Source organism: Acrocarpospora macrocephala, from assembly GCF_009687865.1.
GTDB lineage: Bacteria > Actinomycetota > Actinomycetes > Streptosporangiales > Streptosporangiaceae > Acrocarpospora > Acrocarpospora macrocephala.
In genome coordinates this window covers 178,331-203,834 of the sequence record NZ_BLAE01000004.1, presented here as the reverse complement: position 1 = coordinate 203,834, position 25,504 = coordinate 178,331, and the positions used below count along the sequence as shown (strand labels likewise).

Below are 25,504 nucleotides of genomic sequence, written 5' to 3'. Positions count from 1 at the left end.
GTGTCGGTGCGCCGCACGGGGACGGCTCCGGCCCGTCCCGTCGTCATTGACGGAACGTTCCCACCGGCACCGATCCCCGTGCGACGCCTCTACCTGTGATCCAATCCTGGCGTCGGCCCTCGGGGGAATATGCCGAGTCGGCGGAATAGGTCTGCCTGTTGGCCGTTTTGGAGCGTGTCGCAACCGGTCTCCTGGCGGCTACGCCGAGACGTAAGCCTCCGAGAGCTCCCACAACCGTGCCGCGAGCCGGGCGTCATCGGCCTGCGGGTTGACCTTCGCCCCGGCTCGCAGCCCGTCGTGGTAGGCGCCGTTGGCGACCTCGGACGCGCTCGCCAGGGCGATCAAGGGGCCCGCGCCGTCCGCCGCGCCGAGCGCGACCCGCCGGATGAGCGGGATCCGGCTCACCACTCCGACCAGCCCGGAGCCGGACGCGAACCGGATCTCCTGCTCGACTCCGCGCTCCCCGGCGACCCGCCGTGGATGGAAGCAGACCGCCGTCACTCCGGCCTCGCGGCGGGCCAGTTCCCGGGTGAACAGGATGTTCATCAGCTTGCTCGTCGAGTAGGCGATCCAGCCGCCGCCGTAGCGGCGTCGCGTCCACTCCAGGTCGTCGAGGTCCAGCTTGCCGAACCGGTTGCCGACGCTGGCGGTCGTCACGACCCGGGCGCGGCTCTCCCGGAGCCGGGGCAGCAGAAGCTTCGTCAGCAGGAACGGCGCGAGGTGGTTGGCCTGGAAGGTCAGCTCGTGGCCGTCGGCGGTGACGCGTCGCTCCGACACCAGCCCGCCCGCGTTGTTGGCCAGCACGTCGATGCGCGGGTAGCGGTCGAGCAGGCGGCCGGCCAGCGCGCGTACCTCGGAGAAGCTGGCGAAGTCGGCGATCTGCGGCTCCGTGCCGAGCCGGGCCGCGATTTCCCGCGTCCGCTCGGGCGAGCGCCCGACCGCGACGACGGTCGCACCCCGCTCGGCCAGCCGAAGGGCGGCGGCCGCGCCGATGCCGGAACTGGCACCGGTGATCACGATGGTACGCCCATGAAGATCCTTAGTCATGAGACAGAGTGTCTCATCATGAGTCGGAGATGTATAGTGGGGGTGATGGTACGAGGACAAGCGCTCAGAGATCACGTGGCGAGCGGCATTCTGGAGGCGGCCGCGGCGCTCATCGCCGAGCGGGGCGAATCGGTGAGCATGACCGATGTGGCCACCGCGGCGGGCGTCGGCCGCGCCACTCTTTATCGCTACTTCCCGAGCCGCGAGGCATTGCTGGCCGCCCTGCTCGAGGCCGGCCTCGCCGAGGTGGCCCAGCGGCTGGCCGATGCCCGGCTCGACGACATCCCGATCTCCGAGGCGTTCGCCCGGGGCACCCGGGCCGTCCTCGCCGGGATGCTGAAATATCGCGGGCTCGGCTCGTTCCCGCTGACGGAGGCCCAGAAGGAGGCGGCCGAGACGGCGATGATGGCGCCGCTGCGGGCTCTGTTCGACCGCGCGGCCGAGGAGGGGGCGCTGCGTTCCGATCTGTCGCGCGAGGCGCTGGTCGAGGTCTATCTGAGCCTGCTGGAAGGGATCAAGGTGCGGGTGATGCTCGGTGGCCTCGGCGGTCTCGGCGTCGAACCGGCGGCTGCGGCGATCACGGAAGTGTTCCTGCGCGGGGCGTTGGCCGGCTGATCGTCGCGCGGGGGTGCGGGCGATGTCGTGCCTGCGGTATCACTTGGGGGTGGCACACCTGGTGATCGGGCCGTTGTTGCGGCATGTCGATGGGTTCACGGCGACTGTTTGGGTTGAGACCAGTGCGTCGTGCACGGTCACCGTGGTGGCGGGGGAGGAGCGGGTTTCTGAGCGCACTTTCACGGTGCACGGGCATCACTATGCGGTGGTTGATGTGCCGGTTCGGGAGGCGGTGCCGTACCGGGTGGAGCTGGATGGGGTGGGGGTGTGGCCTGAGGAGGGGATGGAGCGGAGTGTTGTCCGGCCGGTGAAGCGGCTGGAGAAGGTGGTGTTCGGGTCGTGCCGGACGAGTGTGCCGCATGACGCGGCGCATCTGGTCAGTCATGGGGTGGACACGCTTCGGGCGTATGGGCATGGGATGACGGTTGACGATCAGCTGCCTGATCTGTTGCTGATGCTGGGGGATCAGGTGTACGCCGATGAGCCGTCGGCGGAGATGGTGGGATATATCCGGGAGCGGCGGGGGAGTGCCGCGCCGGTGGATGAGATCGCGGACTTCGAGGAGTACGCGGAGTTGTATCGGCAGGCCTGGACGGATCCGGAGATCCGGTGGGTGCTGTCCACGGTGCCGACCGCGATGATCTTTGACGATCATGATCTGCGGGATGACTGGAACACCTCGCAGCCGTGGCGGGAGCAGATGGCCAAGATCGCGTGGTGGAAGCGCCGGGTGGTCGCGGGGCTGGGGGCGTATTGGGTCTACCAGCATCTGGGCAATCTGACGCCGGCCGAGCGGGCCGTCGACGAGGTCTACGGGAAGATCCGGGAGGCGGAGGACGGAGCCGAGATCCTGGACGCTTTCGCGGAACGGGCCGACGCTGATCCGACCACCAGCCGGTGGAGTTACGCGCGGGACTATGGCGGCGTCCGGCTGATCATGCTGGACACGCGGTGCGCGCGCCATCTGGTGCCGGGGGAGCGGTCGGTGCTGGACGCGACCGAGTGGGCCTGGCTGGAGCAACAGGTCGCTGGCGAGTACGACATGCTCCTGGTCGGCTCGTCGGTTCCTGTCCTGCTTCCGGCTGGAATCCACCACGTCGAAGCCTGGAACGAAGCGCTCGCCGACGGCGCGTGGGGCAAGCGGGTGGCCCGATGGTCCGAACGTATCCGCCAAGCTGTCGATCTGGAGCACTGGGCGGCATTCCGCCGTTCGTTCGAACGCCTATGCACCATGCTGGCCGGAACCGGGAAGACCGTGCTCCTCCTGTCCGGAGACGTGCACTACTCGTATGTCGCCAAGGTCAAGGGCGCGCCCCTCTACCAGCTGGTCTGCTCCCCGATCAGAAACCCCCTCAGCCGCACCCTCCGCCTGGCCAACATCATCGCCCAGTTCGGCGTCGCCACCCTGGTCGGCGGACTGATCGCCAGAACCGCCAAACTCCCCAAACCACCCTTCAAATGGCGGATCACCAACGGCCCGTGGTTCTCCAACGCCCTGGCCACGCTGACCTTCCCGCCCGACGGCGCCCCCGAAGCCCGCTGGTACAGCCCGACGACCGTCGCGGACCCACCCGAACTCACCGAAATCTCCCGAGTACCGCTACCCGGGAGACCGGCTTAGAGTACCAAGAAGAAAGACCAGGTCACCGGGTCGATCGCCGTTATCCGGCGCCGTTAACGCCGGTTGTAGTTCTCGCCGCACCGGCGCCAAGAGTGCCTCACTGAGCTCAGTTGCGTGGAAGGCCGGACGGTGACGCGTATACCAGCTCTGAGCAAGGTGCCCAGGGCCGGACAGTGGCGCGCCTATCGGCCCTGGGCAAGGCGTCCAGGGCCGGACGCTGGCGCGCTTATCGGCCCTGGGCAAGGCGTCCAGGGCCGGACGCTGGCGCGCTTATCGGCCCTGGGTGCCTGACCCGGGAATGTGGGCTGCGACTGGGGCAAGGCGCCCCGGTGGTGGTCTTATCGGCTGGGTTGGTTGGTTTGGAACTCGCGGAGGACGTCGGCGAGTTGGTCGATTGCCCAGGAGAGGTCCTCGGCGGTGATGACCAGTGGGGGAGCCAGGCGGATGGTGGAGCCGTGGGTGTCTTTGGCGAGGACGCCCTTGGTCATCAGGGACTCGCAGACCTGGCGGCCGCTTGCCAGGGATGGGTCGATGTCGATGCCTGCCCATAGGCCGCGGCTGCGGACCGCGACTACGCCGGGGAGGGTGCGCAGGCGGTCGTGCAGGGTGGCGCCGAGTTCGCGGGCCCGGGCCTGGAACTCGCCGCGCTTCAGGATGGCGATTACGGCGTTGCCGACCGCGCAGGCCAGCGGGTTGCCGCCGAATGTTGATCCGTGCTGGCCTGGCTTGATCACGCCGAGTACGTCCGCGTTCGCGGCCACTGCGGAAACCGGGACGATTCCCCCACCCAGGGCCTTCCCCAAGACGTACATATCCGGAATGACGCCCTCGTGGTCGCACGCGAACGTCTCGCCGGTGCGTCCGAGGCCGGACTGGATCTCGTCGGCGATCATCAGGATGCCGGCCGAGGTGCAGATCTCGCGGACCTGCGGGAGGTAGCCGTCCGGTGGCAGGAGCACGCCCGCCTCGCCCTGAACCGGCTCGATCAGCACCGCCACCGTGTTCTCGTCGATGGCCTCCCGGATCGCCTCCGCGGAGCCGTACTTCACGATTGTGAAGCCCGGCGTGTAGGGGCCGTAGCCCTCGCGCGCGGCCGGGTCGGTGGAGAAGCTGACGATCGTGGTGGTACGGCCGTGGAAGTTGTCCTCCATCACGATGATGTTGGGCTCGCGGATGCCCTTGACCTCGTGGCCCCACTTGCGCGCCACCTTGATCGCGGTCTCCACCGCCTCGGCGCCGGTGTTCATCGGCAGGATCATGTCCTTGCCGCACAAGTCGGTCAGCCCATCCGCGAACGCCGCGAACTGGTCGTGGTAGAAAGCCCGGCTGGTCAGCGTGAGCCGGTCGAGCTGCGCCCGGGCGGCGGCCAGGATCTCGGGATTGCCGTGGCCGAAGTTGAGTGAGGAGTATCCGGCCAGGCAGTCCAGGTAGCGCTTGCCCTCGACGTCGACGACCCAGGCGCCCTCGGCGGAGGCGATGACGACCGGGAGCGGGTGGTAGTTGTGCGCGCTGCGGCTCTCGGCCAGTTCGATGAAATCCCGGGTGTTCACAGGCGGATCTCCAAAGTGCAGCACTTGGGCCCGCCGCCGGCTTTGCGCAGCTCGGTCAGTTCGACGGGAACGACCTGATAACCATGCCTGGTCAGGGTATGGCAGAGCCGATCCGCCTCGGCGTTGATGACGATGTTCTTACCGTCGCTGACCGCGTTGAGGCCGAGCACCAGCGCGTCCGCCTCGCCGGCGATCACCGCGTCCGGGAAGAGCCGCCGCAGCACCTTCAGGCTGCCCTCGGAGAACGCGCCCGGGTAGTAGGCCACGTTGCCGTCGCCGAGCGCGAACAGCGCGGTGTCCAGGTGATAGAAGCGCGGGTCGATCAGCCGCAGCGTGATCACCGGCCGGCCCAGGAACTCCTGCGCCTCCATGTGCGCCGCGGTGTCGGTACGGAACCCGGTGCCCGCCAGGATGATCTCGTCCAGGGTGAGGAAGTCGCCCTCGCCCTCGTTCGTGAAGGCCGCCTCCTTGACCGGATAGCCCCGCTGGGTGAACCAGTCCAGGTAGGCCGGGCCCTCCGCGGCCCGCTCCGGGTGCGCGAACCGCGCGCCGTAGACCTTGCCGTCCACGACCAGCGCGCCGTTGGCCGCGAACACCATGTCCGGCAGCCCGTCGATGGGATCGATCGCGCTCACCTTGTGCCCGAGCGACTCGTACGCGCTCTTCAAGGCCTCCCATTGCCGTACGGCTGTCGCCGCGCTGGCTCCCAACGTCGGATCCATCCACGGATTGATCCGGTACGTGACTCCGAAGAACTCGGGTCGGCACATCAGGAAATGCCGGGTGGTCGCGACCCGATGGTCAGGAAGACCCACGGTCATGTGCGCAGGAATCACGAAATTTCTCCACAAAGAGGGCTGGGTTGCTGTCTTCAGGGTAGAAATGCCGCGACTTCCCGCCAATGCGGCGACATTGCGCCTCAGCGGTGATCGATTGCGTTTTCCGGGGCCCGACCGGCGATTCGTTACGCCGGACGGGATGTGATCAGGCGGGTGAGCACGATCGCGCTCTTGGTCCGCACCACGAAAGGCTCGGCGGCGATGCGCTCGATGACCTGCTCGACATGGCGCACGTCGGTGGCCCTGATGTGCAACAACGCGTCGGCCTCCCCGGTGACCGTACAGGCCGAGACGACCTCGGGCAGCCGCGACACCGCCAGCGCGATGGCGCTCGGCGAGGTCTTCCCCTGGCAGAACAGTTCCACGTAGGCCTCGGTGGTCCACCCCAGCGCCGACGGCTCGACCTGCGCGGTGAATCCGGTGATCGCCCCCGTCTGCACCAGCCGATCCACCCGCCGCTTCACCGCCGGAGCCGACAGCCCGACCTGGCCGCCGATCTCCGCATATGTCGATCGGGCGTCCTCGACGAGGGCCCCGATGATGGCACGATCCAGCTCGTCCAACTTCACGCCCCCTGTATATCGCCCTGGCGGGCGACCAGGCGCGGCGGGCAGCCATGATCAAAAGTCGTGAACGGAACGTGAGCGCCGCTCCCGGAACGCGGCGCTCAAGAACGTTCCAGCCGAGATCAGGTCCGCGCGACCAGATCGTCGAACTCGCCCGACTTCACCGCCCGCAGGAACGCGGCGATGTCCGCGCGGCCGAAGACCAGCGCGGGACCTGTCGCGAAGCGGGAGTTGCGGAAGGCGACCTTGTTGTCGGCGAGGCGGGCCACCTCGACGCAGCTGCCGCTGGGATTGCTATGGGTGCTCTTGCGCCACGTGGTGCCGCTCAGGTCGTTCGCGTTGGGGACGTGGTCCATCGTGCCCTCCAGATTTCTCGTTCTGGAGAGCAAGACTATGCCGTGCACGTGCATCCGTGTTTGCAGTTGTGTTTGCAGGTGTGTTTGCACGCTAGAGAGTTTTGAGGATGTCCTCCAGGAACGCGGCGGTCCGGGAGACCGGCATGGCCTCCACGCAGAGGGTGTTCATGACCTGCATGTAACGGTCGACTTCTTCGGGTTTCTCCAGGTAGAGGGCGCTGGTGAGCTGCTCCAGGTAGACCACGTCGGGCAGCTCGCGCTCGTCGAAACGCAGGATCGTGAACGGGCCGCCGGCGGCGGCGTGGCCGCCCCGGTCGAACGACACGATCTGCAGGGTCACATTCGGGTTACGAGTCATGTCGAGCAGGTGCTCGATCTGCCCGCGCATCACTTCGACGCCGCCGAGCGGGCGGCGCAGCGCGGCCTCGTCGATCACGGACCAGAGTTTGACCCCGTCCGGGCCCTCCAGGCGCTTCTGCCGGGCCACGCGTAATGCGACCCGGCGGCCGATCTCGTCCTCCGGGGAGTCCTCGTGGCCGAGTTTGATGACCGCGCGGGCGTAATCCGGCGTCTGGAGCAGGCCGTGCACGAACTGGACCTCGTAGCTGCGGATGACCGCCGCGGCCTCCTCAAGGCCGACGTAGACCTCGAACCAGCTGGGCAGCAGATCGCTGTACTTGTGCCACCAGCCGGGGGTGTTGGCCTCTCTGGCCAGGGTGAGCAGGACGGCCCGCTCGTCGGGATCGGTCAGGCCGTACATGGTGAGCAGGTCCGCGACGTCGCGTTCCTTGAAGCTCACGCGGCCCAGCTCCAGGCGGCTGATCTTCGCGTGCGAGGCGCGGATGATGTGCCCGGCGTCGTCCGGGGAGATCCCCTTCGCCCGGCGCAGCCGCCTGAGCTGCGCGCCCAGCAGGATGCGCAGCACGGTGGGACCGCCGCGCGAATACGGGAGGACGCGAGGTTCCTCGCTTGCGTCAGGCGCCACGTTCACGTCGACTCCAGGGCTGGACGGACGATTGCCGGAACAGTGAACCATTGTCGCATTGCGGGCACGTTGCGGGTAGCCGATCTTAGACCCGAGCTGACAACTCCGCGGTTACGAATATTTACCGGGAATCTGGGGATGTACGTACCGATGCACGTGCATCCGTGATTGCATATGATGTTACAGGGAAGGCCGAAAGTTCACCTTCAAGGACGGCGATGACCGCACATCTGGCAGGGCTAGGAGCCGCGACCGCGCCTTCTTGGCTCATTCCGGAGTTCGAGTCGGTTGTGGGGCCTGACTTGAGCTGGCCCGCACCCGCCAGCTGCGCTCTGCGAGCGGGTGCGGGCTCGGCCTCGGTCGCCAGGAGGTTCGCCGTCCAGACCCTGCGCGAGTGGGGCCTGCCGCAGGTCGCCGATGATGTCCAGCTGGTGGTATCCGAGCTGGTCACCAACGCGCTGCGGCATGCCCTGCCCGACGGCATGAACTCCGGCGCGTCCGGCGCCCCCGTCCAGCTGCGGCTGGTCAACCAGAGCGTGCACGTCGCATGCGCGGTCCGCGACCCGAGCGAGCGGGTGCCGATGATGTGCCCCGAGGATGATTTCGCCGAGTCCGGGCGGGGCCTGCTCCTGGTCCAGGAGCTGAGCCTCACCTGGGGCTGGACCATCCTGCGGGGCACCGGCAAGGTCGTCTGGGCGATCTTCACCGTTCCGGGCGGTTAGTAACGAGAAACCCGTTCCATAGCCAGCCGCATAGCCGCCGATCAGACAACTCACCGCTGCGGCTGTCCAGATCACGACTTTCTCATTACTAGAGTCGGGCCAATACCCGCTCCGGAGCCGCCGCGTGCGCGGTTTTCGGGAGCAGCCGGTCGAGCCAGCCGGGCAGCCACCAGTTGGCCCGCCCCAGCAGGGCCATCGTGGCGGGCACCAGCACCATCCTGACCACGGTCGCGTCGATCAGCACGGCGGTGGCCATGCCGACCCCCGTGGTCTTGACGGTCACGTCCGGGTCCAGCGCGAAGCCGACGAAGACCGCGACCATGATCGCCGCGGCGCTGGTGATCACCTTGCCGGTGGCGGCCAGTCCCCGCACCACGCTGCCCCGGGCGTCGCCGGTGGCCAGCCAGTCCTCCCTGATCCGGGAGAGCAGGAAGACCTCGTAGTCCATGGACAGGCCGAACAGCACGGTGAACATCAGGATCGGCACCCAGCTGGAGATGGGCCCGCCGTGCGGCAGCCCGACCAGGCGCGCGCCCGCGTCGGTCTGGAAGACCACGGTGATCACGCCGTACGCCGCCGCCACCGAGAGCAGGTTCATCACCGCCGCCTTCAGCGCCACCACCGGGGCCCGGAACAGCACGGTGAGCAGCAGCAGAGACAGGGCGACCACGAACGCGACCACGATCCACAGCCGCTCGGCCAGCCGATCGGAAATATCACCGAATCCGGCGACGGTTCCGGTCACCATCACGCCGTCGGGCAGGGTGGCGCGCAGCCGCTTGACCAGCTCCGTGGTGCGCTCGTCCTGCGGTCCCGTGGCCGGTTCGACCGTGAGGACCGCCGCCTGGCCCTGGATCAGCGGGGGCGTGACCGCCTTGACCCCGGCCTGGCCCGGCAGGGCGGCGGCCACCTGGGCGGCCAGCGGAGCGGGCATGGCGAGCACGATCGGGCCGTTGGCGCCGGGGCCGTACTCCGTGGCGACCAGGTCGTAGGCGACCCTGGTGGTGTTGCTCTCGGGCTGGCTGCCCGCGTCCTGCGGCCAGGTGCGCATGCCCAGCACGGGGGCCGCCAGGGCGAGCAGCACGACCAGGGCGGCCAGCGCGGACCGCAGTGGCCTGGCGCCGACCCAGCGCGCCCAGCGCTCGGTCCGGGTGGGGCCGGTGCGCACCGCCGTACGGACCGGGTCGCCGGTGCGCTCGCGGCGGGGCAGCACCCGGCGGCCGGCCAGCCCCAGCATGGCCGGGACCAGGGTGATCGAGGCGATCATGACCGCGCCCACGGTGGCGAACGTGGCGTACGCGAACGAGGCGTACACCGGCAGGGTGGACAGGTTGAGACCGAACAGCGAGACCAGCACGGTCAGCCCCGCCACGAGCACCGAGGAGCCCGCGGTGGCGGTGGCCTCGGCCGCCGCCTCGCGCGGCGACAGGCCCCGGCGCAGCCCCTCCACGTGCCTGCTGACCAGGAACAGCGCGTAGTCGATGCCGACGCCCAGGCCGACCATCGACGCGATGGTGGGGGCGGTTGACGAAATGTCGGTCACGGCGGCCAGGAGCGTGATCAGCGAGGTGCCGACGCCCAGGCCCATCAGGGCGACCAGGATGGGCAGCCCGGCCGCGACCAGCGAGCCCAGCGCGGCCACCAGGATCAGCAGCGCGGCGATCACGCCGACCGCCTCGGCGGAGCCGCTGGGCGCGGAGAAGTTCTCCGGCACCTCGCCGCCGAACGCCACGGTGAAGCCCGCCTTCGCGACCGGTTCGGCGGCGGCGCGAAGCGCGTCCACGCCCTCCGAACCGGAGAAGTCGGTCACCGGGATGCGGTAATTAACCGCGACCAGCGCCGTGTCGCCGTCCGCCGACAGGCGGGGCGGCGCGACCATGGCGACGCCGCGCATGACCTTCAGCCGGGCCGCCAGCTCGGTCAGCAGCGGCTCGGGAACGGCCCGGTCGCCGTGGACGACCACGCGGGCGGTGGCGCCGGACAGCTCGGGGAAGTGTTCGGCGAGATATGCCGTCCCCACTTGATAGGGAATGCCAGGGATTGAGTAGTCGTCGTGCGTGTCGCCCCCCGCGACCCCGGCCACGCCGACGGCGGCGACCAGGGCGAGGAGCCAGGCGAGGAGCGTGCGCCACGGATGGGCCGCGGACGCGCCGCCGAGGCGGCCGAGAAGACGAGCCATGGGGGTGTCCTTTTCATCGGATTGGACCCCTACAGTCGGTCAGCCCTCTTGCCCGTCTCTTGGCGCCGTCTTGGAGCCCACTCCGCGCGCCGCCTCCTCGGCCTCCGCCGCCCACGTGGCGGCCCCGTGGACGCGCGCGATCACGGCCGCGTGCCGGTAGCTCGCCACCGCCTCCGCCGGCCGCCCGGCGGCCAGCAGGAGATCGCCGAGCGTGTGCGCGACCGGCCTGGCGGCCACCGACAGGGACGCGGTCCCGGGCACCAGGTCCTCGATCTCGCGGAGCACCTCGATCATCTCCGCCATCTCGGCCTGGGTGCCGAGCCGCGCCACCGCCTCGCCGCGCATCACCGCGTACATGGAGTAGTAGTAGTCCCGCCGCAGCGCCTGCCCCTGCGCCCGCGCGGCCCGAGCTCGCTCCACCTCGCCGGCTTCGAGCAGGACGAGTGCCACGATGTCGGCCGCGGTCGGCCCGTACGTCTCGAACATCAGGTCGGCGACGGGGGCGTACTCGGCCAGCCGGCCCTGGCTGAGCCGGATCCCGAACTCGGCGAAGGCGTGCCCGCCCTCGGCGTGGATCGAACCGGCCCGTGACAGCGCGTGGTACGCCTCGACGTAGCGCTGTTCCGCCTCCTCCAGCCGCCCGGCGATGTGGGCCAGCGTGCCCTCGGCGATCATCCCGACCGCCCCTGCCTCCACCATCTGGTACGCCTTCGCGATCTCGTGCGCCCGATCCAGGTGCGCCCGCATGCGCCCGACGTCGCCCAGCATGCAGCGCCCCCGGGCCGCGAGGAACTCGCCGTACCACCGGTAGGCGACCATGTGGTGGGCCACCGCGATCTCGATCAGCCGCTCGCTCAGCTCGACCACCCGCCGCGGGTCGGCCTCCATGTGGCAGCGCCGGATCTGCACCACCAGGTTGATGGCCTCGGCCGCGGGGTCGTCCATGGTCGCGACCAGCGCGTCCAGCTCCGCCACCGCGGCGGTGGCCCGCGGATCCTCCTCGCCCTCCATCTCGGAGTACACCATGTCCAGCAGCCGGCACCGCGTCAGCGGCTCCAGGTCGTCGCGGCGCAGCACCCGGGCCAGCAGGTCCAGCGTGCGCTCGTCCACCGTCCCGTACGGCTTGATCTGCCAGGGCGTGGCCTCGGTCCAGCAGGTGAGCGCAGTGATCAGCAGGTCGTCCCGGCCGGTCTCCTCGGCCAGGTTGATGGCCCGCTGCCGGGTCTGCCTGGCGGCGGCCACGTCCCCGGACAGCACGTGCGCCTGGGCCAGCCGGGCCAGCAGCTCCACCCGGCGGCCATCCCGGTCGCCCACCTCTCCCGGCACCCGCTCGAAGCACTCCAGCGCCTGCGCGAACAGGTCCGCGGCGGTGTCGTGGGCATAGCGGCGGGTGGCGAGCTCCCCGGCCCGGATGGAGTAGCTCATGGCCCGCTCCGCGGTGGCCGAGGTGGCCGCCCTGGCGTAGTGGTGGGCCAGCGCGGGCAGGTCGCCCGGATGGAGCCGGGCGATCGAGTCGGCCACCCGGGCGTGCGTCCTGGCCCGGCGCATCTGGGACAGGTCCTGGTGCAGCGTGTCGCGGACCAGCGCGTGGGCGAACCTGACCCGGCCCGGCGCGGGCTCGGTGAGCAGCCCGGTGAGCACCCCGGCCTCCAGCGCCTCCAGCACGCCGTCCTCGTCGGCGTCGGCGGCCCCGACCAGCACCTCCACCTCGGCCTCGCGGCCGACCACGGCGGCCAGCCTGAGCACGCTCACGGCCGGCGCGGGCAGCCGGGCGAGCCGCCGCCTGAGCACGTCCCGCACCCCGTCGGGGACCGCGCCCAACCGGCCTTCGGAATCCAGCAGCCGGGCGCTCTCCCGCACGTAGAACGGGTTGCCGCCGGTCCGCTCGGCGAGCGAGGCGAGCGTGTCCCGGTCCACCGGCCTGGCGCAGATCGAGGAGACCAGCGCCTCGACGTCGGCGGCGGACAGGCCGGCGAGCGGCAGCCGGATGGGGGAGTGCCGGGCCAGCTGCGCGAACGCGTCCTCCTGCGACTCGGTCACGTCGGACGGGCGGAACGCGGCCACCAGCAGGATGCGCGCCCCGGCCAGCTCCTCGGCCACGGCGGTGAGCAGGCCGAGCGTCTCGGCGTCGGCCCGGTGCAGGTCGTCCAGGACGATGGCGAGGCCGGGACCGTTCCCGTTCTCGCCGGTCATCCCGCGCAGCCAGGCGCAGGCCGCGCGGTGCAGCCGGAACCGGCCGATGGCCGCGTTCTCCTCGGTGGGGTGCTGCCCTTCGCCCAGCAGCGGGGCGAGCTCGCCCTGGTAGGCGCCGAGCGGCACGTCCCTGGTGAGCGGGCGGAGCGCTTCGATCCACGCCCAGGCGGGCGGCGCGCCGTCGTCCTCGGGGCAGCGTCCGGTGGCGATCCGCCAGTGCTCGGGGCCGAGCCCGTCGATGAGCCGGTTGATCAGGGTGGACTTGCCCGCGCCCGGCTCGCCGCTGATCAGCACCAGGCGTGACTCGCCCGCGAGCGCGTCCTGCGCGGCCTTGGCCAGCACGTCCAGTTCGGTGTCCCGCCCGACGAACAGCGGTTCCACCGCCCGGGTCTCGGCCGGTTTGCGGATCTCGGCGGCGACCGGCTGCGGGGCGCGGGGCCGGGTGGCGGCGGTGAGCACGGACAGGTCCTGGTTGAGGATGGCTCGTTCCAGTTCGACCAGCGCGGGGCCCGGGTCGAGACCGAGCTCCTCGGCGAGGGTGTGCCGGGCGCGGCGCAGCGCGGCCAGCGCGTCGGCCTGCCGCCCGCTGCCCCACAGCGCCAGCGCGAGCAGCCGCCAGCTCTCCTCCCGGAGGGGATGGCGCCGGGTGAGCAGCTCGGCTCCGGGCACCGCCTCGATCGCGGGCGCGGAGTGCAGCGTCACCTCGACCAGTAACTCCTGCGCGCCGAGCCGGATCTCGCCGAGCCGGACGGATTCGGCGATCGCCCACTCCTCGTCGGCCACTTCGGCGAACGCCTCGCCCCGCCACAGGCCGAGCGCCTCGCCGAGCGCCTTCCTGGCCGCGGCCGGGTCGCGCTCGCTGAGCGTTCTGGCCCGCTCGGCCAGCCGCTCGAACCGCCAGGCGTCCACGGCGTCGGGGTCCAGCCGGATGGCGTAGCCGGGGGCGGCGCTGACGATCACTTCGGCGGGGGCGCGCGGGGGCCGGTCGGGTTCCAGCAGGCGGCGCAGGTTCGCCACGTAGGACTGGAGCGAGGCGGTCGCCTTGGCGGGCGGTTCGCCGCGCCACAGGTCCTCGATCATCCGGTCGACCGAGACGACGTCGCCGCGCATCGCCACCAACAGGGCCAGCACCGCACGCTGCCGAGGACCCCCCAGCGGTACGGATCTGTCGCCCACCCGGGCGTCAAACGGTCCGAGCACCCGCAGGAGCACCGGCACACGAGCCATCACGTGGCTAAGCGTAGTACTGCCTCGATCCCAAGACCGTCCCAAGTGGGCTTCAAGACGGCAGGTGGAGATTTATCGGCACACAGACCGACAAGGGAGCTCAGAAATGTCCACCGCCACCCAAGACCGTCCGTACGTCCAGGAAATGGTGATCATCCACCGGGTGTTCCGGCGCGAGTCCCGGCTGCTGCCGCAGGTCGTCGGCCGGGTCGCCGCCGGGGATGTCGCGCGCGCCAAGGTGGTCGCCGACTACTACCGCGCGTACGCCGAGGGACTGCACCACCACCACACCAACGAGGACAACCTGCTCTGGCCCAAGCTGCTGGCCCGGGTCGACCTGGAGGCCGAACTGGTGCTGCGGATGGAGGCCCAGCACGAGGTCGTGGCCGACACGATGGAGCGGATCGCCGCCCTGCTACCCGAATGGGAGCGCACCGCCGCCCTCCACCTGCGCGACCAGATCATCGCCGAACTCGGCAGGCACCGCGACGCGCTGGTGGAGCACCTGGGCGAGGAGGAGGAGCGCATCCTGCCGCTGATCTCCGAGCACATCACGGTCGCCGAGTGGAACGCCCTGGGCGAGCAGGCGTTCCGCGAGATGGCCAACGACTCCGCGACCAAGAAGCTGATCTCCCTGGGCGCCATCCTGGAGGAGATCACCCCGGAGGAGTACGCCCACTTCATGGCCGACAAGCCCGTCATGGTCAAGCTGATCTGGAACCTGGTCGGCAAGCGCGTCTACGCCAAGCAGATCAAACTCATCCGAGACTAACCCTGTTCGGCGTCGCCGGTCGCGGCTTCCATGGCCTCCTCCGGGCTGGCCTCCAGGTCCTGGTCGGCGGAGGCCTTGTCCAGCGCGGACGCCTTGTCCAGCCGCACCCAGCTGGTCACGCTCTCCACCGAGAACAGCACCACCAGATACGCGGTGAGCAGCCCGGCCACCCAGGTCAGCTGCCCGAACGCGGCCCCGGCCCCGATCACCAGCAGCCGGACCTCCCAGCCGAGACCCGCCTGGAAGATCCAGGCGGGCGGCCAGATGCTCTGCCTGGTCCGGTAGACGGTGTCGTAGGTGTGGTAGCCCACGATGTAGATCAGCACGAAGAGCAGCCACTTGGGCGTCTGCTCGGCCAGGCCGAGCAGGATGATGGTGAGGAACTCCGCGCCACGCAGCAGCGGCGGGGTCAGCCAGTCGAAGCGGCCCAGATGGTCCCGGGGCGCGGTCGGCACCACCAGCGCCACCAGCACCAGCGCCGGGACCAGCAGGATCGGGCCCTCGGTGAGCACGCCGGCGACCGCCAGCGCGATGATCGCGAGCAGGGCCGCCAGGGTCGCCGGAACCGGCGGCAGGCCGGGCCCGAGGCGGTTCTTCAGGACGGCGACCAGCGGTCCGTCGTCGCGGTAGGCGAGCAGCCGCTCGGTCTGGATCCGGCGGCGCTCCTCGTCCGGGTCGGGGAGCGGGGTGACCTGCTGCGGGTGCGTGATCATGCGAGCGACCTCAGGAGACGTCCGGTCAGGGTGTAGGTGGCCGCGACGCCGCCCCAGACGATCAGGGTGAGGAACGTCACCCGGGGGTCGAAGAACGCGGTGACCAGGGCGATGGCGGCGAACCGCTCGCCGATCGGGAAGACGATCATCTTGCGGGCCCAGTGCATCGGGCGGAACCGCCCGGCCCTGGCCCAGAACCGGAGCATGGCGTGCACGCCGCCGCTGCGGTTGAGCTTGCGGGTCTCCAGCGCCTCGCGCAGCGGCCGGTCGTCGGCCGCCGTCAGCTCCAGGGTGGGCAGCGGCACCGGCGGCTTGCGCCGGTTGGCGGCCCCGAAGGAGAAGTCCAGCAGGTGCTTGACCGACTGGAGCGCCAGCGCCACCAGGGCCAGCGTCCACACGCCCTCACCGTCGCCGAACTGGCCGGACACGGTTGCGCCGATGGCCAGGCCGACGAAGCAGGCATACTCCTTGAACCGGTCGAAGGTCGCGTCCAGCCAGGCGCCGAGCACGCCGAACTGGCGGGCGTAGCGGGCGACCTGGCCGTCCACGCAGTCGAAGACGAACGCGAAGTAGATGAGCACGCCGCCGGCCACGTAGCCGGGCCGGGTGCCGGTCGCGAACGCGCCCGCGGCCAGCAGGCCCGTGAAGATCGAGATCAGCGTGACCTGGTTGGGGGTCAGACCCCGGCGGGCCGCCCAGCGGGCCAGGAAGCGCGAGTAGGTGCTGACGAAGAACGTGGTGAAGAAGCCGTCGGCGCCCTTGACCGCGTTGTCCAGCCGGGCCCGGTCCTCGTTGAATGTGGCCATCTCGGCGAGCGCGGCCACCGCCTCGGCGGGATCGTGCAGGCGGCGGTAGAACAGGTCGCGGCGGCCCCGCACGCCGACCGAGACGCCGCGCCGGACCAGGCCGAACACGAGCAGCTCGGTGACGTCGTCCTTATCCTTAACGTCCTCCGGGCCCACCAGGTGGACCAGGTCGGCGAGCTCGCGGGCCACCTCGGCCAGCGTCGCCACGTGCTTCTGCTGCACGTGGATGGGCCCGAGCAGGGCCGCGTTCGGGCGGGTGACCGCGTGGTGGGCGGTGCCCACCGAGATCACCCGGCCGCGCCCGGCCCGGGTGCGCTGCGGCAGCCCTTCCAGCACGGCCGTGCCGATCTCGGGCTCGGCCTCCTCGATCGGGGGCGGCTCTGGCGCGTTCTCGTCCCGCTCCTCGCGCAGGATCAGCGCGATCGCGCCGCGCTTGGCCTTGGTCAGCTGGTAGATCAGCTCGTCGTGCAGCAGCGCGTTGGCGGGCAGGATCAGCACGTTGTCGGTGGATCCCTCCACCGCGTCGGCCAGGGCGCGCAGGTCACCGGCCACGTCGGCGCTCTCGGCCACCCGCGCCGGCTGGACGCGGAACGCCGCCGCGTCGGCGGGCCTGGCGATCGTGACGGGCTCGGGGTCGAGGGAGGCGAGCTGCTGGAGCAGCCTGCCGTACACGGTGGGGGCGCCGGGCAGCGACGGCAGCGGCAGGTCCGTGGGGGGGACGGGCGGCGCGCCGGCCTCGGAACCGATCGGGCCGGGCGAGGAGCCCAGCAGGACCACGCGGGTCATGGCACCCTTTCAGGCGGGGGTCAGTCAGTCAGGGCGGCGGATACCAGGTGGCCGGTCAACCATCTGATACGGAAAGCCCGCCAGCGCGCCAAAGCTTAGTGACCTTTCGGTTAAGCCGTAGCACCCCAGGTTTACCCCACGTCAACCCGATGTCCAAGCTAGGGACGACTTTTCCGCCCCAGGCAGCGCCCCAATTCTTACCGAAATTTCCCTATTTGTGACCCGGAGTAGCATGAGCGGGTGAGTCTTTACCGTGACGAGGGCGTCGTGCTGCGCACCCACAAGCTGGGGGAAGCCGACCGAATCATCACGATCCTCACCAAGCGCACCGGCAAGGTCAGAGCCGTCGCCAAGGGCGTGCGCAAGACCAAATCCCGGTTCGGCGCCCGGCTGGAACCCTTCACCCACGTGGACGTGCAGCTGCACACCGGCCGCTCGCTGGACATGGTCACCCAGGTCGAGACCCTCCGGCCGTACGGCGAGGCGCTGGGCGCCGACTACCCCCGCTACACGGCGGGCACCGCCATGCTGGAGACCGCCGACCGGCTCACCCCCAGCGAGAAGGAGCCCGCGCTCCGCCAGTTCCTGCTGCTGGTCGGCGGGCTGCGCACGCTGGTGGACGGCTCGCACGAACCCCGCCTGGTGCTGGACGCGTTCTTCCTGCGCTCCCTCGCGGTGGCCGGTTACGCCCCGGCGCTGGCCGAGTGCGCCCGCTGCGGGGCGGAGGCGGTCCGGGCGTTCGCGATCGTCGCGGGCGGCGTGGTCTGCGGCGCGTGCCGCCCGGCGGGCGCGGCCGTGCCGGCGGCGGAGACGATCGCGCTCATGATCGCTTTACTGCGCGGGGACTGGCCGGCCGCCGACGCCTCGCACGCCCGCAACCGGGTCGAGTGCAGCGGCCTGGTGGCCGCCTACCTCCAGTGGCATCTGGAACACGGCATCCGCTCGCTTCGTCATGTCGAACGCACCGAGTCTGCACCAGCGGCGCACATTCACCCCACACGGAGCTAATACCCTCGTGGGCATGGTTCGACCGCCTACCCCGCATCCGTCAGGGGCCACCGCGCCCGCAATCCCGCGCGAGTCCGTGCCCCGGCACGTCGCGATCATCATGGACGGCAACGGCCGCTGGGCCAAGGCCCGTGGCCTGCCCCGTACGAAAGGGCACGAGGCGGGCGAGGCTTCGCTGTTCGACGTCATCGAGGGGGCGATCGAGCTCGGCATTCCGTACCTGTCGGCGTACGCGTTCTCGACCGAGAACTGGAAACGTTCGCCCGACGAGGTGCGCTTCCTGATGGGCTTCAACCGGGACGTGATCCGGCGGCGGCGCGACGAGCTGAACGCGATGGGCGTGCGGGTGCGCTGGGCCGGCCGGCCCGGGCGGCTGTGGAAGAGCGTCATCTCCGAGCTGCAGACCGCCGAGGCCATGACCACCCGCAACACCACCCTGACCCTGCAGTTCTGCGTCAACTACGGCGGCCGGGCCGAGATCCTCGACGCCGCCGTCCGGCTCGCGGGTGACATCGCCGCCGGGCGGGTCAAGGCGGGCCGGGTGAACGAGCGGCTGTTCTCCCGCTACCTGGACGAGCCGGAGATCCCGGACGTCGATCTGTTCGTCCGCTCCTCCGGGGAGCAGCGCATCTCCAACTTCCTGCTCTGGCAGACCGCGTACGCCGAGATGGTCTTCCTCAACCGCCTCTGGCCCGACTTCGACCGCCGCGACCTCTGGCAGGCGTGCGAGATCTACGCCCAGCGCGACCGCCGCTACGGCGGCGCCATCCCCAACGCCGTCTAAGCTCTGCGCCGCGCCCGATACGCGGCCACGTGCATCCGGTTCCCGCAGGTACGGCTGTCGCAGTAGACGCGGGACCGGTTGCGCGACTCGTCCACGAACACGTGCGAGCAGTCGGGGGCCGAGCAGGTCCGCAGCCGATCCCGCTCACCTTCGACCAGCACGTGCGCCAGCGCCACCCCGCAGTCGGCCGCCAGATGCTCGGCCAGCGAGGCCCCGGGCGCGAAGTAGTGCACGTGCAGCGGGAACCCGTCGTGCTGGGTCAGCCTGGGCGTGATCCGGGTCCGCCCGAGCAGCATGTTCAGCCGGTCGATCGCGACCGGATCGTCCGGGGCGGTGAACACATCATGGAAAGCGCTCGCCAGCGCACGCACCTCGGCCAGATCGCCGGGGTTCAGGAACTCCACCCCGCTGACCTTCCGGCGGAGCACGAAGGCGGCGAGCTCCTCCATGTCCGCGGGCGGGGTGTTGACCAGATCGACCGCCGTGGCGAGCGAGTACACCATGTCATGACTGAATGGCATGCCGACTCCCGTCAACCCCCCGTTTTCCCTTGTCCAGGAAGCGTATCCGTTACCTGAAATGTGACCAAATGCGAGCACAGATCAGGCAGCCGTAGCCTTGCGACCCCGGCGTTCCCCGTTTCTGGGGTTCCCGCTTCAGCGCCGACCGCCTACCCATTCGTAGGTCTTACACCGGCTCCACGGGCGTTTTGCGTCTCCCCGCAACTCTGGGCGACGTTGGTCTCATCAAAACATGCGTTCGCCTACGCTCGCTCGCATTTGCCTGAACTGCTTCCGTCAGCGTGGACCGGAGCAGTCGGCGCAGGTGCCGAAGACCTCCACCGTGTGCGTGATCTCCACGAATCCGTGCTCGGCCCCGATCGCCTCCGCCCAGCGCTCCACGTCAGGCCCGGCCACCTCCACGGTCCGGCCGCACGCGCGGCAGACCAGATGGTGGTGGTGCACGCCACTGGCGCAGGCCCGGTAGACGGCCTCGCCGTCGTCGGTGCGCAGCACGTCCACCCGGCCGTCGTCGTTGAGCGCCTGCAGCGCCCGGTAGACCGTGGTCAGTCCGATCTTCGCGCCGACCGACCGCATCTCGGTGAAGATGTCCTGCGCGCTGCGGAAGCTCTCGCTCCTGCGGAGAATCTCGTGCACCGCGTCGCGGCTTCTGCTCATGATATGGACTCCCGGGTACGGCTTCGCCGTACGAATCTACCCACCGCCAGGGCCACGGCGAACCCGGCGAGGGCGAGCAAAACGATCGCCGCGCCGGACGGCACGTCCAGGTAGAAGGAGGACGTCAGCCCGCCCACCGTGGCGAGCACGCCGAACAGCATGGCCAGGGCCATGGTGGCCCGGAAACTGCGGGTCAGCTGCTGGCTGGTGGCCACCGGGACCACCATGAGCGCGCTGACCAGCAGCAGGCCCACCACCCGCATGGCGACCACCACCGTGACGGCCGCCACCACGGCGATGAGCAGGCCGAGGAAGCGGGTGGGCAGGCCGGCCGAGCGGGCCACCTCCTCGTCCTGGCAGAGCACGAACAGCTCGCGGCCGAAGACCGCCAGCACGGCCAGCACCAGCACGGCCAGCACGGCGATGACCCACACGTCCTGCCCGTTCACGCTGGTGATCGCGCCGAACAGGTAGGAGTTGAGCGAGGCCGTGCTGCCGCCGGGGGTCAGGTAGATCAACATCACGCCGCCGGCCAGGCCGCCGTAGAACAGCAGCGCCAGCGCCACGTCCCCGCTGGTCCTGCCCCTGGCCCGGACCAGCTCGATGGCGACCGCGCCGAGCGCGGCCACCACGACGGCGGTCAGCACCGGCGCGGTCCCGGTCAGGAAGCCCAGCGCGACGCCGGTCAGCGCGACATGGCCGATGCCGTCGCCGAGCAGGGCCAGGCGGCGCTGCACGATGAAGGTGCCGACGGCGGGCGCGGTCAGGCCGACCAGTACGGCGGCGGCCAGCGCGTACCGCATGAAATCCAGGGACAGCAGCTCTATCACGTCACAGATCCAGATTCTCGGCGCGCGAGCCGATCGCGGCGTCCGACCAGCCGGAGAGCGCGCCCGCGCCGGGGTGGGGGGCGTGCGGGTGCACGTGGTCGTGCCCGGGCAGCGCGTGCGCGCCGACGGCCTGCGGGGGCGGGCCGTCGTGCACCACGCAGCCCTCCTTGAGCACGACCGCGCGGGTGATCAGCGGTTCCAGCGGGCCCAGCTCGTGCGCCACCAGCAGCACGGTCCTGCCCCCCTGGATCAGCCCGGCCAGGGTGTCGGCCAGGTGCCGCTGGCTGGCCGCGTCCACCCCGGCCGTGGGCTCGTCCAGCACGAACACGTCCGGTTCCCCGGCCAGCGCGCGGGCGATCAGGACCCGCTGCTGCTGGCCGCCGGACAGGGCCTGGACGGGGTCCCCGGCCCGGTCGCTCAGGCCGACCTCGTGCAGGGCGCGGGTGACCGCCGCCTTGTCCGCCGCGCTGGTGAGGCGAAAGCGGCTCTGGCGGGAGATCCGGCCGGAGGACACGATCTCGCGTACGGTCGCGGGCACGCCGCCGCCGACCGAGAGGCGCTGCGGCACGTAGCCGATCCGCCACCACTGGCGGAACCGGGCGGGGGCGGCGCCGTACAGCTCGGTGGCGCCGCCGGACAGCGGGATCAGGCCGAGCAGGGCGCGGATCAGGGTGGACTTGCCGGAGCCGTTGGCCCCGAGGACGGCGACCACCTCGCCCTCCTCGATGGCGAGGTCGACGCCGCGGAGGATCTCCCGGCCGTCCAGGCTGATCCGCCCGGCGGTCATCCGGAAGGCCGTCGTGGCGGGCACGGTCACCGCCTTTCCCAGGTCGTGCGCGACAGGTGCGGTCATGTGCAGCCAAGCGCGGTGCGGAGGGTGGCGAGGTCGCCCCGCATCGCGGTCAGGTAGTCGCCGCTGGCGGGCTGGCTCTCCAGCGGATTGAGCACCGCCGTCTTCGCGCCGACCTCTTGGGCGAGGACCTCGGCGACCTTCGGGCTGACGAGCTCCTCGGTGAAAATGGTAGTCACCTTCTTCTGCTTGGCGATCCCGGCCACCTCGGCCAGGCGGGCCGGCGAGGGCTCGGCGTCCGGATCGATGCCGCTGATGCCGATCTGTTCGAGCATGTAGCGGTTGGCCAGATAGCCGAAAGCCGTGTGGCTGGTGACGATGGCGCGGTTGGCGCAGGTGGTCAGCCCCTGCTGGAACTCCTTGTCCAGCGTGGTGAGGTCCGCGGCGGTGGCGGCGGCGCGTTCCCGGTAGCCGGACGCGTGCGCCGGGTCGGCGGTGGCGAGCCGTTCGCCGAGCTTGGTGGCGATGGTGGCGAAACGGTGGGGATCAAGCCAGATGTGCGGGTCGTAGCCGATGTCCTCGTGCGCGTGCCCGTCTCCTTCCCCGTGCTCTTCCTCGTGCGCCACGGTCGCGAGGGTGGGGACGACCGTCGCGGCGTCGAAGCCCTCGCCGGCGGCGTGCTGCTGGACGGCCTCGTCCACGGCCGGCTGCACGCCCTTGATGTAGACGATCAGCCCGGAACTCTGGATGTCGGCGACCTGCCGGGGCGACAGCTCCAGGTCGTGTGGCTCGACACCGGGCTTGGTGAGCCCCTCCACGGTCACGTCGGTGCCGCCGACCTGCTGGGACAGCCACTGGAGTGGATAGAAGGCGGCGGCGACGTGGAGCTTGCCCCCGGCCGGGGCCGATTGAGGAGATCGATCGACGGTGGACCCGCAGGCGGGCACGGTGAGCAGAGCCGTCCCCGCGACGGCTATGAGACTACGCAAGCGCAAATTTCCGGACATCACGCTTACGAGTATGAAGGAAAATGAAAACGGTTGTCAAAACTGTCCGGTTTATCCGCCGTGTCAGATGACCCCGAACCGGGTGAGTGCCACTAGCAGGAGAAATGTGCCCAGTGCCACCCGAAGCAACCGCCCGCCCGGCCGCAAGGACGGCCAGGACATGTACGCCAGCCACGCCACGAACCCGAACACCGGCAGCACCGCCAGCCCGCCACGCCAGTCCGCCACCGCGAATCCGACCAGCAACAGCACGACCAGCAGGACCGGCACCACCCAGCGCGGCAGCTGGTGAAGAAACACCAGCACGGTCGCGCTGCGCTGCTCGACCGCCCGGCGGAACCCGGTCGAGCCGGGCGTGAAGAACTGTTCCCCCGCCGGCAGCGGACGCTTGGCCGCGGGCTTGCGGGCCGGCGGCCGGGGCTTGGCCAGCGGGTGCGGTGATTTGCGGGGTTTAGAGGTATCGGCCACGGTCACGAGCCTAACGCCGCGACTCCACCAGGGGGATGGCATGCTGGGGCGCATGCTCGCCGTGATCCGCTATTCGGTGCCCGAGGCGCAGACCGACCAGTTCACCGGTCAGGCCGCGGAAATCCTCGATCTGCTCGCCGCCCAGGACGGATTCGTCCGCGGCCAGGTGAGCCGCTCGGTGGACGAGCCCAACCTGTGGGCCCTGGTCAGCGAGTGGGACGGCGCGGGTTTTTACCGCCGTGCCCTGTCCGCGGCCAGGATGGCGATGTATCCGCTGATGACCCTCATGATCAACGAGCCCAGCGGCTACGAGCAGGTGTACGGAAAGGGCTGAGCGGGTGACTGCGGGATTCCCCTAAGCTTGGCGGATATCAATCCCAGCGCCGACACCCAGCCGGATGGAGCCGCACTCATGGCACGTCGTACCGACGTCATGGAAACCATTGTCAGTCTCGCCAAGCGCCGCGGGCTCGTGTACCCGTCGAGTGAGATCTATGGCGGACTGCGCGCTTCCTGGGACTACGGTCCGCTCGGGGTCGAGTTGAAGAGCAACGTGAAGCGCGAGTGGTGGAAGAGCGTGGTGCAGGGCCGTGACGACGTCGTGGGCCTGGACTCGTGCGTGATCCTGGCCCGCGAGGTCTGGGTCGCCAGCGGCCACGTGGAGACCTTCACCGACCCGCTGACCGAGTGCCAGTCGTGCCACAAGCGGTATCGGGCCGACCACCTCGAAGAGGCCTACATCGAGAAGCACGGCAAGGCCCCGGAGCACGGCCTGGCCGACCTGGTCTGCGTGAACTGCGGCACCAAGGGCGCGTTCACCCAGCCCAAGCAGTTCAGCGGTCTGCTGAAGACCTACCTGGGCCCGGTCGAGGACGAGTCGGGCCTGGCCTACCTGCGCCCGGAGACCGCGCAGGGCATCTTCATCAACTACCTGAACGTGCAGCAGTCGGCCCGCAAGAAGATCCCCTTCGGCATCGGCCAGCAGGGCAAGTCCTTCCGTAACGAGATCACCCCGGGCAACTTCATCTTCAGGACCCGCGAGTTCGAGCAGATGGAGATGGAGTTCTTCGTCAAGCCGGGCACCGACGAGGAGTGGCACCAGTACTGGATCGACGAGCGGCTGCGCTGGTATGTCGATCTCGGCATCGCCAAGGACAACCTGCGGCTCTACGAGCACCCGAAGGACAAGCTGTCCCACTACTCCAAGCGCACGGTCGACATCGAGTACCGGTTCAATTTCACCGGCGCGGAGTGGGGCGAGCTTGAGGGCATCGCCAACCGCACCGACTTCGACCTGACCAGCCACGGCAAGGCCTCCGGGGCGGACCTGTCGTTCTTCGAGCAAGAGACCGGCGAGCGGTATGTGCCGTATGTCATCGAGCCGGCCGCGGGTGTGGACCGGGCGGCGCTCACCTTCCTGCTCGACGCGTACACGGTGGACCAGGCTCCCAACGCCAAGGGCGTGATGGAGGAGCGCACGGTCATGCGCCTGGACCACCGGCTCGCCCCGGTCAAGGTCGCGGTGCTGCCGCTGTCCCGCAACGCCGACCTCTCCCCGAAGGCCAAGGACCTGGCCGCCCAGCTGCGCCGCCGCTGGAACGTGGACTTCGACGACGCGGGCGCGATCGGCCGCCGCTACCGCCGCCAGGACGAGATCGGCACGCCATTCGCGATCACGGTCGACTTCGACACCCTGGAGGACCACGCGGTCACCATCCGGGAGCGCGACACGATGGCCCAGCAGCGGGTGAGCCTCGACCAGGTCGAGGCCTACCTGCGCCAGCACCTGAACGACTAGCCCGCCCCACGGGCCCGTCCAGGAGGGTTGAAGACCACCTGGACGGACCCGTGTCTTCATGGCAAGAGTGCGCGAATAGTGTTGCACTAGTGGTGCACATCTGGCTTATCGTGGAAGCATGAAGTCCTTCCCGTTCAGTGCGTTGGCCCGCGAGCGCAACGAAGTCTTTCCCGAACTGGACGCCGCCGACGTCCTGCTTGAACGCCGGGACGCCGAGAACGTCTGGCTGGTCCGCGACGAGCGCTATCAAGCCGCGCGCAGCGCGCTGCTCACTCTGGCCAGGTCCATGACGATCGTGGCCCGCGCCAACCAGGCACTCGCCGAGGAAGCACTGGCCGAAGATCTGCCCTGGCTGACCTGGCTGCCGGAGAACGAGCGCCCGCAGTGCGTCCGCGAGTTGCTCGCTCATCTCCTGGCTGGGGCCGACACCGGCGAACTGATGCCCTACGCACGAGCCCGTCGGTCCTGGACCTCCACCGCACTGGCCTGGAGCAACCCTGAGGTCGCCCGCGAACTTCTCAACCCGTTCGACGGCACCGGCGGTCAACGCATCGACGGTGGCGAGTGAGCGGGCGGGGCGAACCGGGTGGGTAATGGATGACGCTCGGCTACTTCGGCGAGGTAGCGCTGGAACGGCGTCATCTACCGAAAGTTACCGATCGAT

Annotated in this window: 25 protein-coding genes; 9 read left to right on the top strand and 16 right to left on the bottom strand. The window is 70.0% G+C overall.

From position 1 onward, the window contains the following. Nucleotides 1-198: 198 nt before the first annotated feature. Nucleotides 199-1,047 carry an SDR family NAD(P)-dependent oxidoreductase gene (locus Amac_RS02500; protein ID WP_155352623.1) on the bottom strand — a complete coding sequence of 283 codons (849 nt, stop codon included), beginning with the start codon at nt 1,045-1,047 and terminating at the stop codon, nt 199-201. 75 nt (nt 1,048-1,122) lie between these two features. Here Amac_RS02500 and Amac_RS02495 point away from each other — a divergent pair, with 75 nt between their 5' ends. Both Amac_RS02495 and Amac_RS02490 read left to right on the top strand, forming a co-directional pair. Next, nucleotides 1,123-1,662, top strand: a complete 540-nt coding sequence (locus tag Amac_RS02495) for a TetR/AcrR family transcriptional regulator (RefSeq protein WP_170322263.1) — start codon at nt 1,123-1,125, stop codon at nt 1,660-1,662. A 49-nt stretch (nt 1,663-1,711) separates the two neighbouring features. After that, entirely contained in the window at nt 1,712-3,283 is a 1,572-nt protein-coding gene (locus Amac_RS02490) for an alkaline phosphatase D family protein (protein WP_155352621.1), read from the top strand. A 338-nt stretch (nt 3,284-3,621) separates the two neighbouring features. Here the strand turns inward: Amac_RS02490 and rocD are convergent, their stop codons facing one another. The 5 genes from rocD to Amac_RS02465 form a co-directional block, all read right to left on the bottom strand. Next, complete coding sequence (gene rocD, locus Amac_RS02485; protein WP_155352620.1) at nt 3,622-4,833, bottom strand: ornithine--oxo-acid transaminase; 1,212 nt, start codon at nt 4,831-4,833, stop codon at nt 3,622-3,624. Continuing rightward, nucleotides 4,830-5,654: a dimethylargininase gene (ddaH, locus tag Amac_RS02480; RefSeq protein ID WP_246268050.1), complete on the bottom strand. Its 825-nt coding sequence runs from the start codon at nt 5,652-5,654 to the stop codon at nt 4,830-4,832. Before ddaH ends, rocD begins: the two co-directional genes overlap by 4 nt. A gap of 143 nt (nt 5,655-5,797) precedes the next feature. Beyond that, complete coding sequence (locus tag Amac_RS02475; protein ID WP_155352619.1) at nt 5,798-6,241, bottom strand: Lrp/AsnC family transcriptional regulator; 444 nt, start codon at nt 6,239-6,241, stop codon at nt 5,798-5,800. Between the two features lie 119 nt (nt 6,242-6,360). Then, entirely contained in the window at nt 6,361-6,594 is a 234-nt protein-coding gene (locus Amac_RS02470; protein ID WP_155352618.1) for a DUF397 domain-containing protein, read from the bottom strand. Between the two features lie 91 nt (nt 6,595-6,685). Then, nucleotides 6,686-7,585, bottom strand: coding sequence for a Sco1979 family transcriptional regulator (locus Amac_RS02465; protein ID WP_373869794.1), 900 nt, complete (start codon nt 7,583-7,585; stop codon nt 6,686-6,688). Nucleotides 7,586-7,881: 296 nt separating this feature from the next. Between Amac_RS02465 and Amac_RS02460 the strand changes: the two genes are divergently transcribed. Further along, nucleotides 7,882-8,301 (top strand): ATP-binding protein, encoded by a 420-nt coding sequence (locus tag Amac_RS02460; protein ID WP_218040839.1) that lies wholly within the window; start codon nt 7,882-7,884, stop codon nt 8,299-8,301. Nucleotides 8,302-8,389: 88 nt separating this feature from the next. Here the strand turns inward: Amac_RS02460 and Amac_RS02455 are convergent, their stop codons facing one another. Together Amac_RS02455 and Amac_RS02450 are read right to left on the bottom strand one after the other, a co-directional pair. After that, on the bottom strand, nt 8,390-10,480 hold the full coding sequence (locus Amac_RS02455; protein ID WP_155352615.1) for an MMPL family transporter: 2,091 nt from the start codon (nt 10,478-10,480) through the stop codon (nt 8,390-8,392). A 39-nt stretch (nt 10,481-10,519) separates the two neighbouring features. Next, nucleotides 10,520-13,900 carry an ATP-binding protein gene (locus Amac_RS02450; RefSeq protein ID WP_155352726.1) on the bottom strand — a complete coding sequence of 1,127 codons (3,381 nt, stop codon included), beginning with the start codon at nt 13,898-13,900 and terminating at the stop codon, nt 10,520-10,522. A gap of 106 nt (nt 13,901-14,006) precedes the next feature. On the opposite strand from Amac_RS02450, the gene Amac_RS02445 reads away from it, so the two are divergent. Beyond that, entirely contained in the window at nt 14,007-14,672 is a 666-nt protein-coding gene (locus Amac_RS02445) for a hemerythrin domain-containing protein (RefSeq protein WP_155352614.1), read from the top strand. Here the strand turns inward: Amac_RS02445 and Amac_RS57150 are convergent. Continuing rightward, nucleotides 14,669-15,385, bottom strand: a complete 717-nt coding sequence (locus Amac_RS57150) for a DUF5941 domain-containing protein (RefSeq protein ID WP_155352613.1) — start codon at nt 15,383-15,385, stop codon at nt 14,669-14,671. The two genes, Amac_RS02445 and Amac_RS57150, sit on opposite strands and share 4 nt — an antisense overlap. Continuing rightward, complete coding sequence (locus tag Amac_RS57145; RefSeq protein ID WP_155352612.1) at nt 15,382-16,977, bottom strand: CDP-alcohol phosphatidyltransferase family protein; 1,596 nt, start codon at nt 16,975-16,977, stop codon at nt 15,382-15,384. Before Amac_RS57145 ends, Amac_RS57150 begins: the two co-directional genes overlap by 4 nt. Nucleotides 16,978-17,217: 240 nt before the next feature. On the opposite strand from Amac_RS57145, the gene recO reads away from it, so the two are divergent. Both recO and Amac_RS02425 read left to right on the top strand, forming a co-directional pair. Continuing rightward, nucleotides 17,218-17,985, top strand: a complete 768-nt coding sequence (recO, locus tag Amac_RS02430) for a DNA repair protein RecO (protein ID WP_155352611.1) — start codon at nt 17,218-17,220, stop codon at nt 17,983-17,985. Nucleotides 17,986-17,998: 13 nt separating this feature from the next. After that, nucleotides 17,999-18,769, top strand: coding sequence for an isoprenyl transferase (locus tag Amac_RS02425; RefSeq protein ID WP_155352610.1), 771 nt, complete (start codon nt 17,999-18,001; stop codon nt 18,767-18,769). Here Amac_RS02425 and Amac_RS02420 read toward each other — a convergent pair. The 6 genes from Amac_RS02420 to Amac_RS02395 all read right to left on the bottom strand — a co-directional run bounded on the left by Amac_RS02420 (nt 18,766) and on the right by Amac_RS02395 (nt 23,042). Continuing rightward, nucleotides 18,766-19,290: a CGNR zinc finger domain-containing protein gene (locus tag Amac_RS02420; protein ID WP_155352609.1), complete on the bottom strand. Its 525-nt coding sequence runs from the start codon at nt 19,288-19,290 to the stop codon at nt 18,766-18,768. The genes Amac_RS02425 and Amac_RS02420 overlap by 4 nt on opposite strands. Before the next feature lie 276 nt (nt 19,291-19,566). After that, on the bottom strand, nt 19,567-19,947 hold the full coding sequence (locus Amac_RS02415) for a Fur family transcriptional regulator (protein ID WP_155352608.1): 381 nt from the start codon (nt 19,945-19,947) through the stop codon (nt 19,567-19,569). Continuing rightward, nucleotides 19,944-20,777, bottom strand: coding sequence for a metal ABC transporter permease (locus tag Amac_RS02410; RefSeq protein WP_155352607.1), 834 nt, complete (start codon nt 20,775-20,777; stop codon nt 19,944-19,946). The genes Amac_RS02415 and Amac_RS02410 overlap by 4 nt, the downstream gene beginning before the upstream one ends. 1 nt (nt 20,778) lies before the next feature. After that, nucleotides 20,779-21,630, bottom strand: coding sequence for a metal ABC transporter ATP-binding protein (locus Amac_RS02405; RefSeq protein ID WP_155352606.1), 852 nt, complete (start codon nt 21,628-21,630; stop codon nt 20,779-20,781). Continuing rightward, nucleotides 21,627-22,556, bottom strand: a complete 930-nt coding sequence (locus Amac_RS02400) for a metal ABC transporter substrate-binding protein (RefSeq protein ID WP_246268033.1) — start codon at nt 22,554-22,556, stop codon at nt 21,627-21,629. The genes Amac_RS02405 and Amac_RS02400 overlap by 4 nt, the downstream gene beginning before the upstream one ends. Before the next feature lie 81 nt (nt 22,557-22,637). Further along, entirely contained in the window at nt 22,638-23,042 is a 405-nt protein-coding gene (locus Amac_RS02395; RefSeq protein WP_246268031.1) for a DUF6703 family protein, read from the bottom strand. Nucleotides 23,043-23,094: 52 nt separating this feature from the next. On the opposite strand from Amac_RS02395, the gene Amac_RS02390 reads away from it, so the two are divergent. From Amac_RS02390 to Amac_RS02380, 3 genes are all read left to right on the top strand, one after another. After that, a complete protein-coding gene (locus Amac_RS02390) occupies nt 23,095-23,376 on the top strand; it encodes an antibiotic biosynthesis monooxygenase family protein (protein ID WP_155348259.1) in 282 nt (93 codons plus the stop codon). A gap of 99 nt (nt 23,377-23,475) precedes the next feature. Further along, entirely contained in the window at nt 23,476-24,840 is a 1,365-nt protein-coding gene (locus Amac_RS02385; RefSeq protein WP_373869798.1) for a glycine--tRNA ligase, read from the top strand. A 118-nt stretch (nt 24,841-24,958) separates the two neighbouring features. Next, nucleotides 24,959-25,408: a hypothetical protein gene (locus Amac_RS02380; protein WP_155352603.1), complete on the top strand. Its 450-nt coding sequence runs from the start codon at nt 24,959-24,961 to the stop codon at nt 25,406-25,408. Nucleotides 25,409-25,504 lie beyond the last annotated feature (96 nt).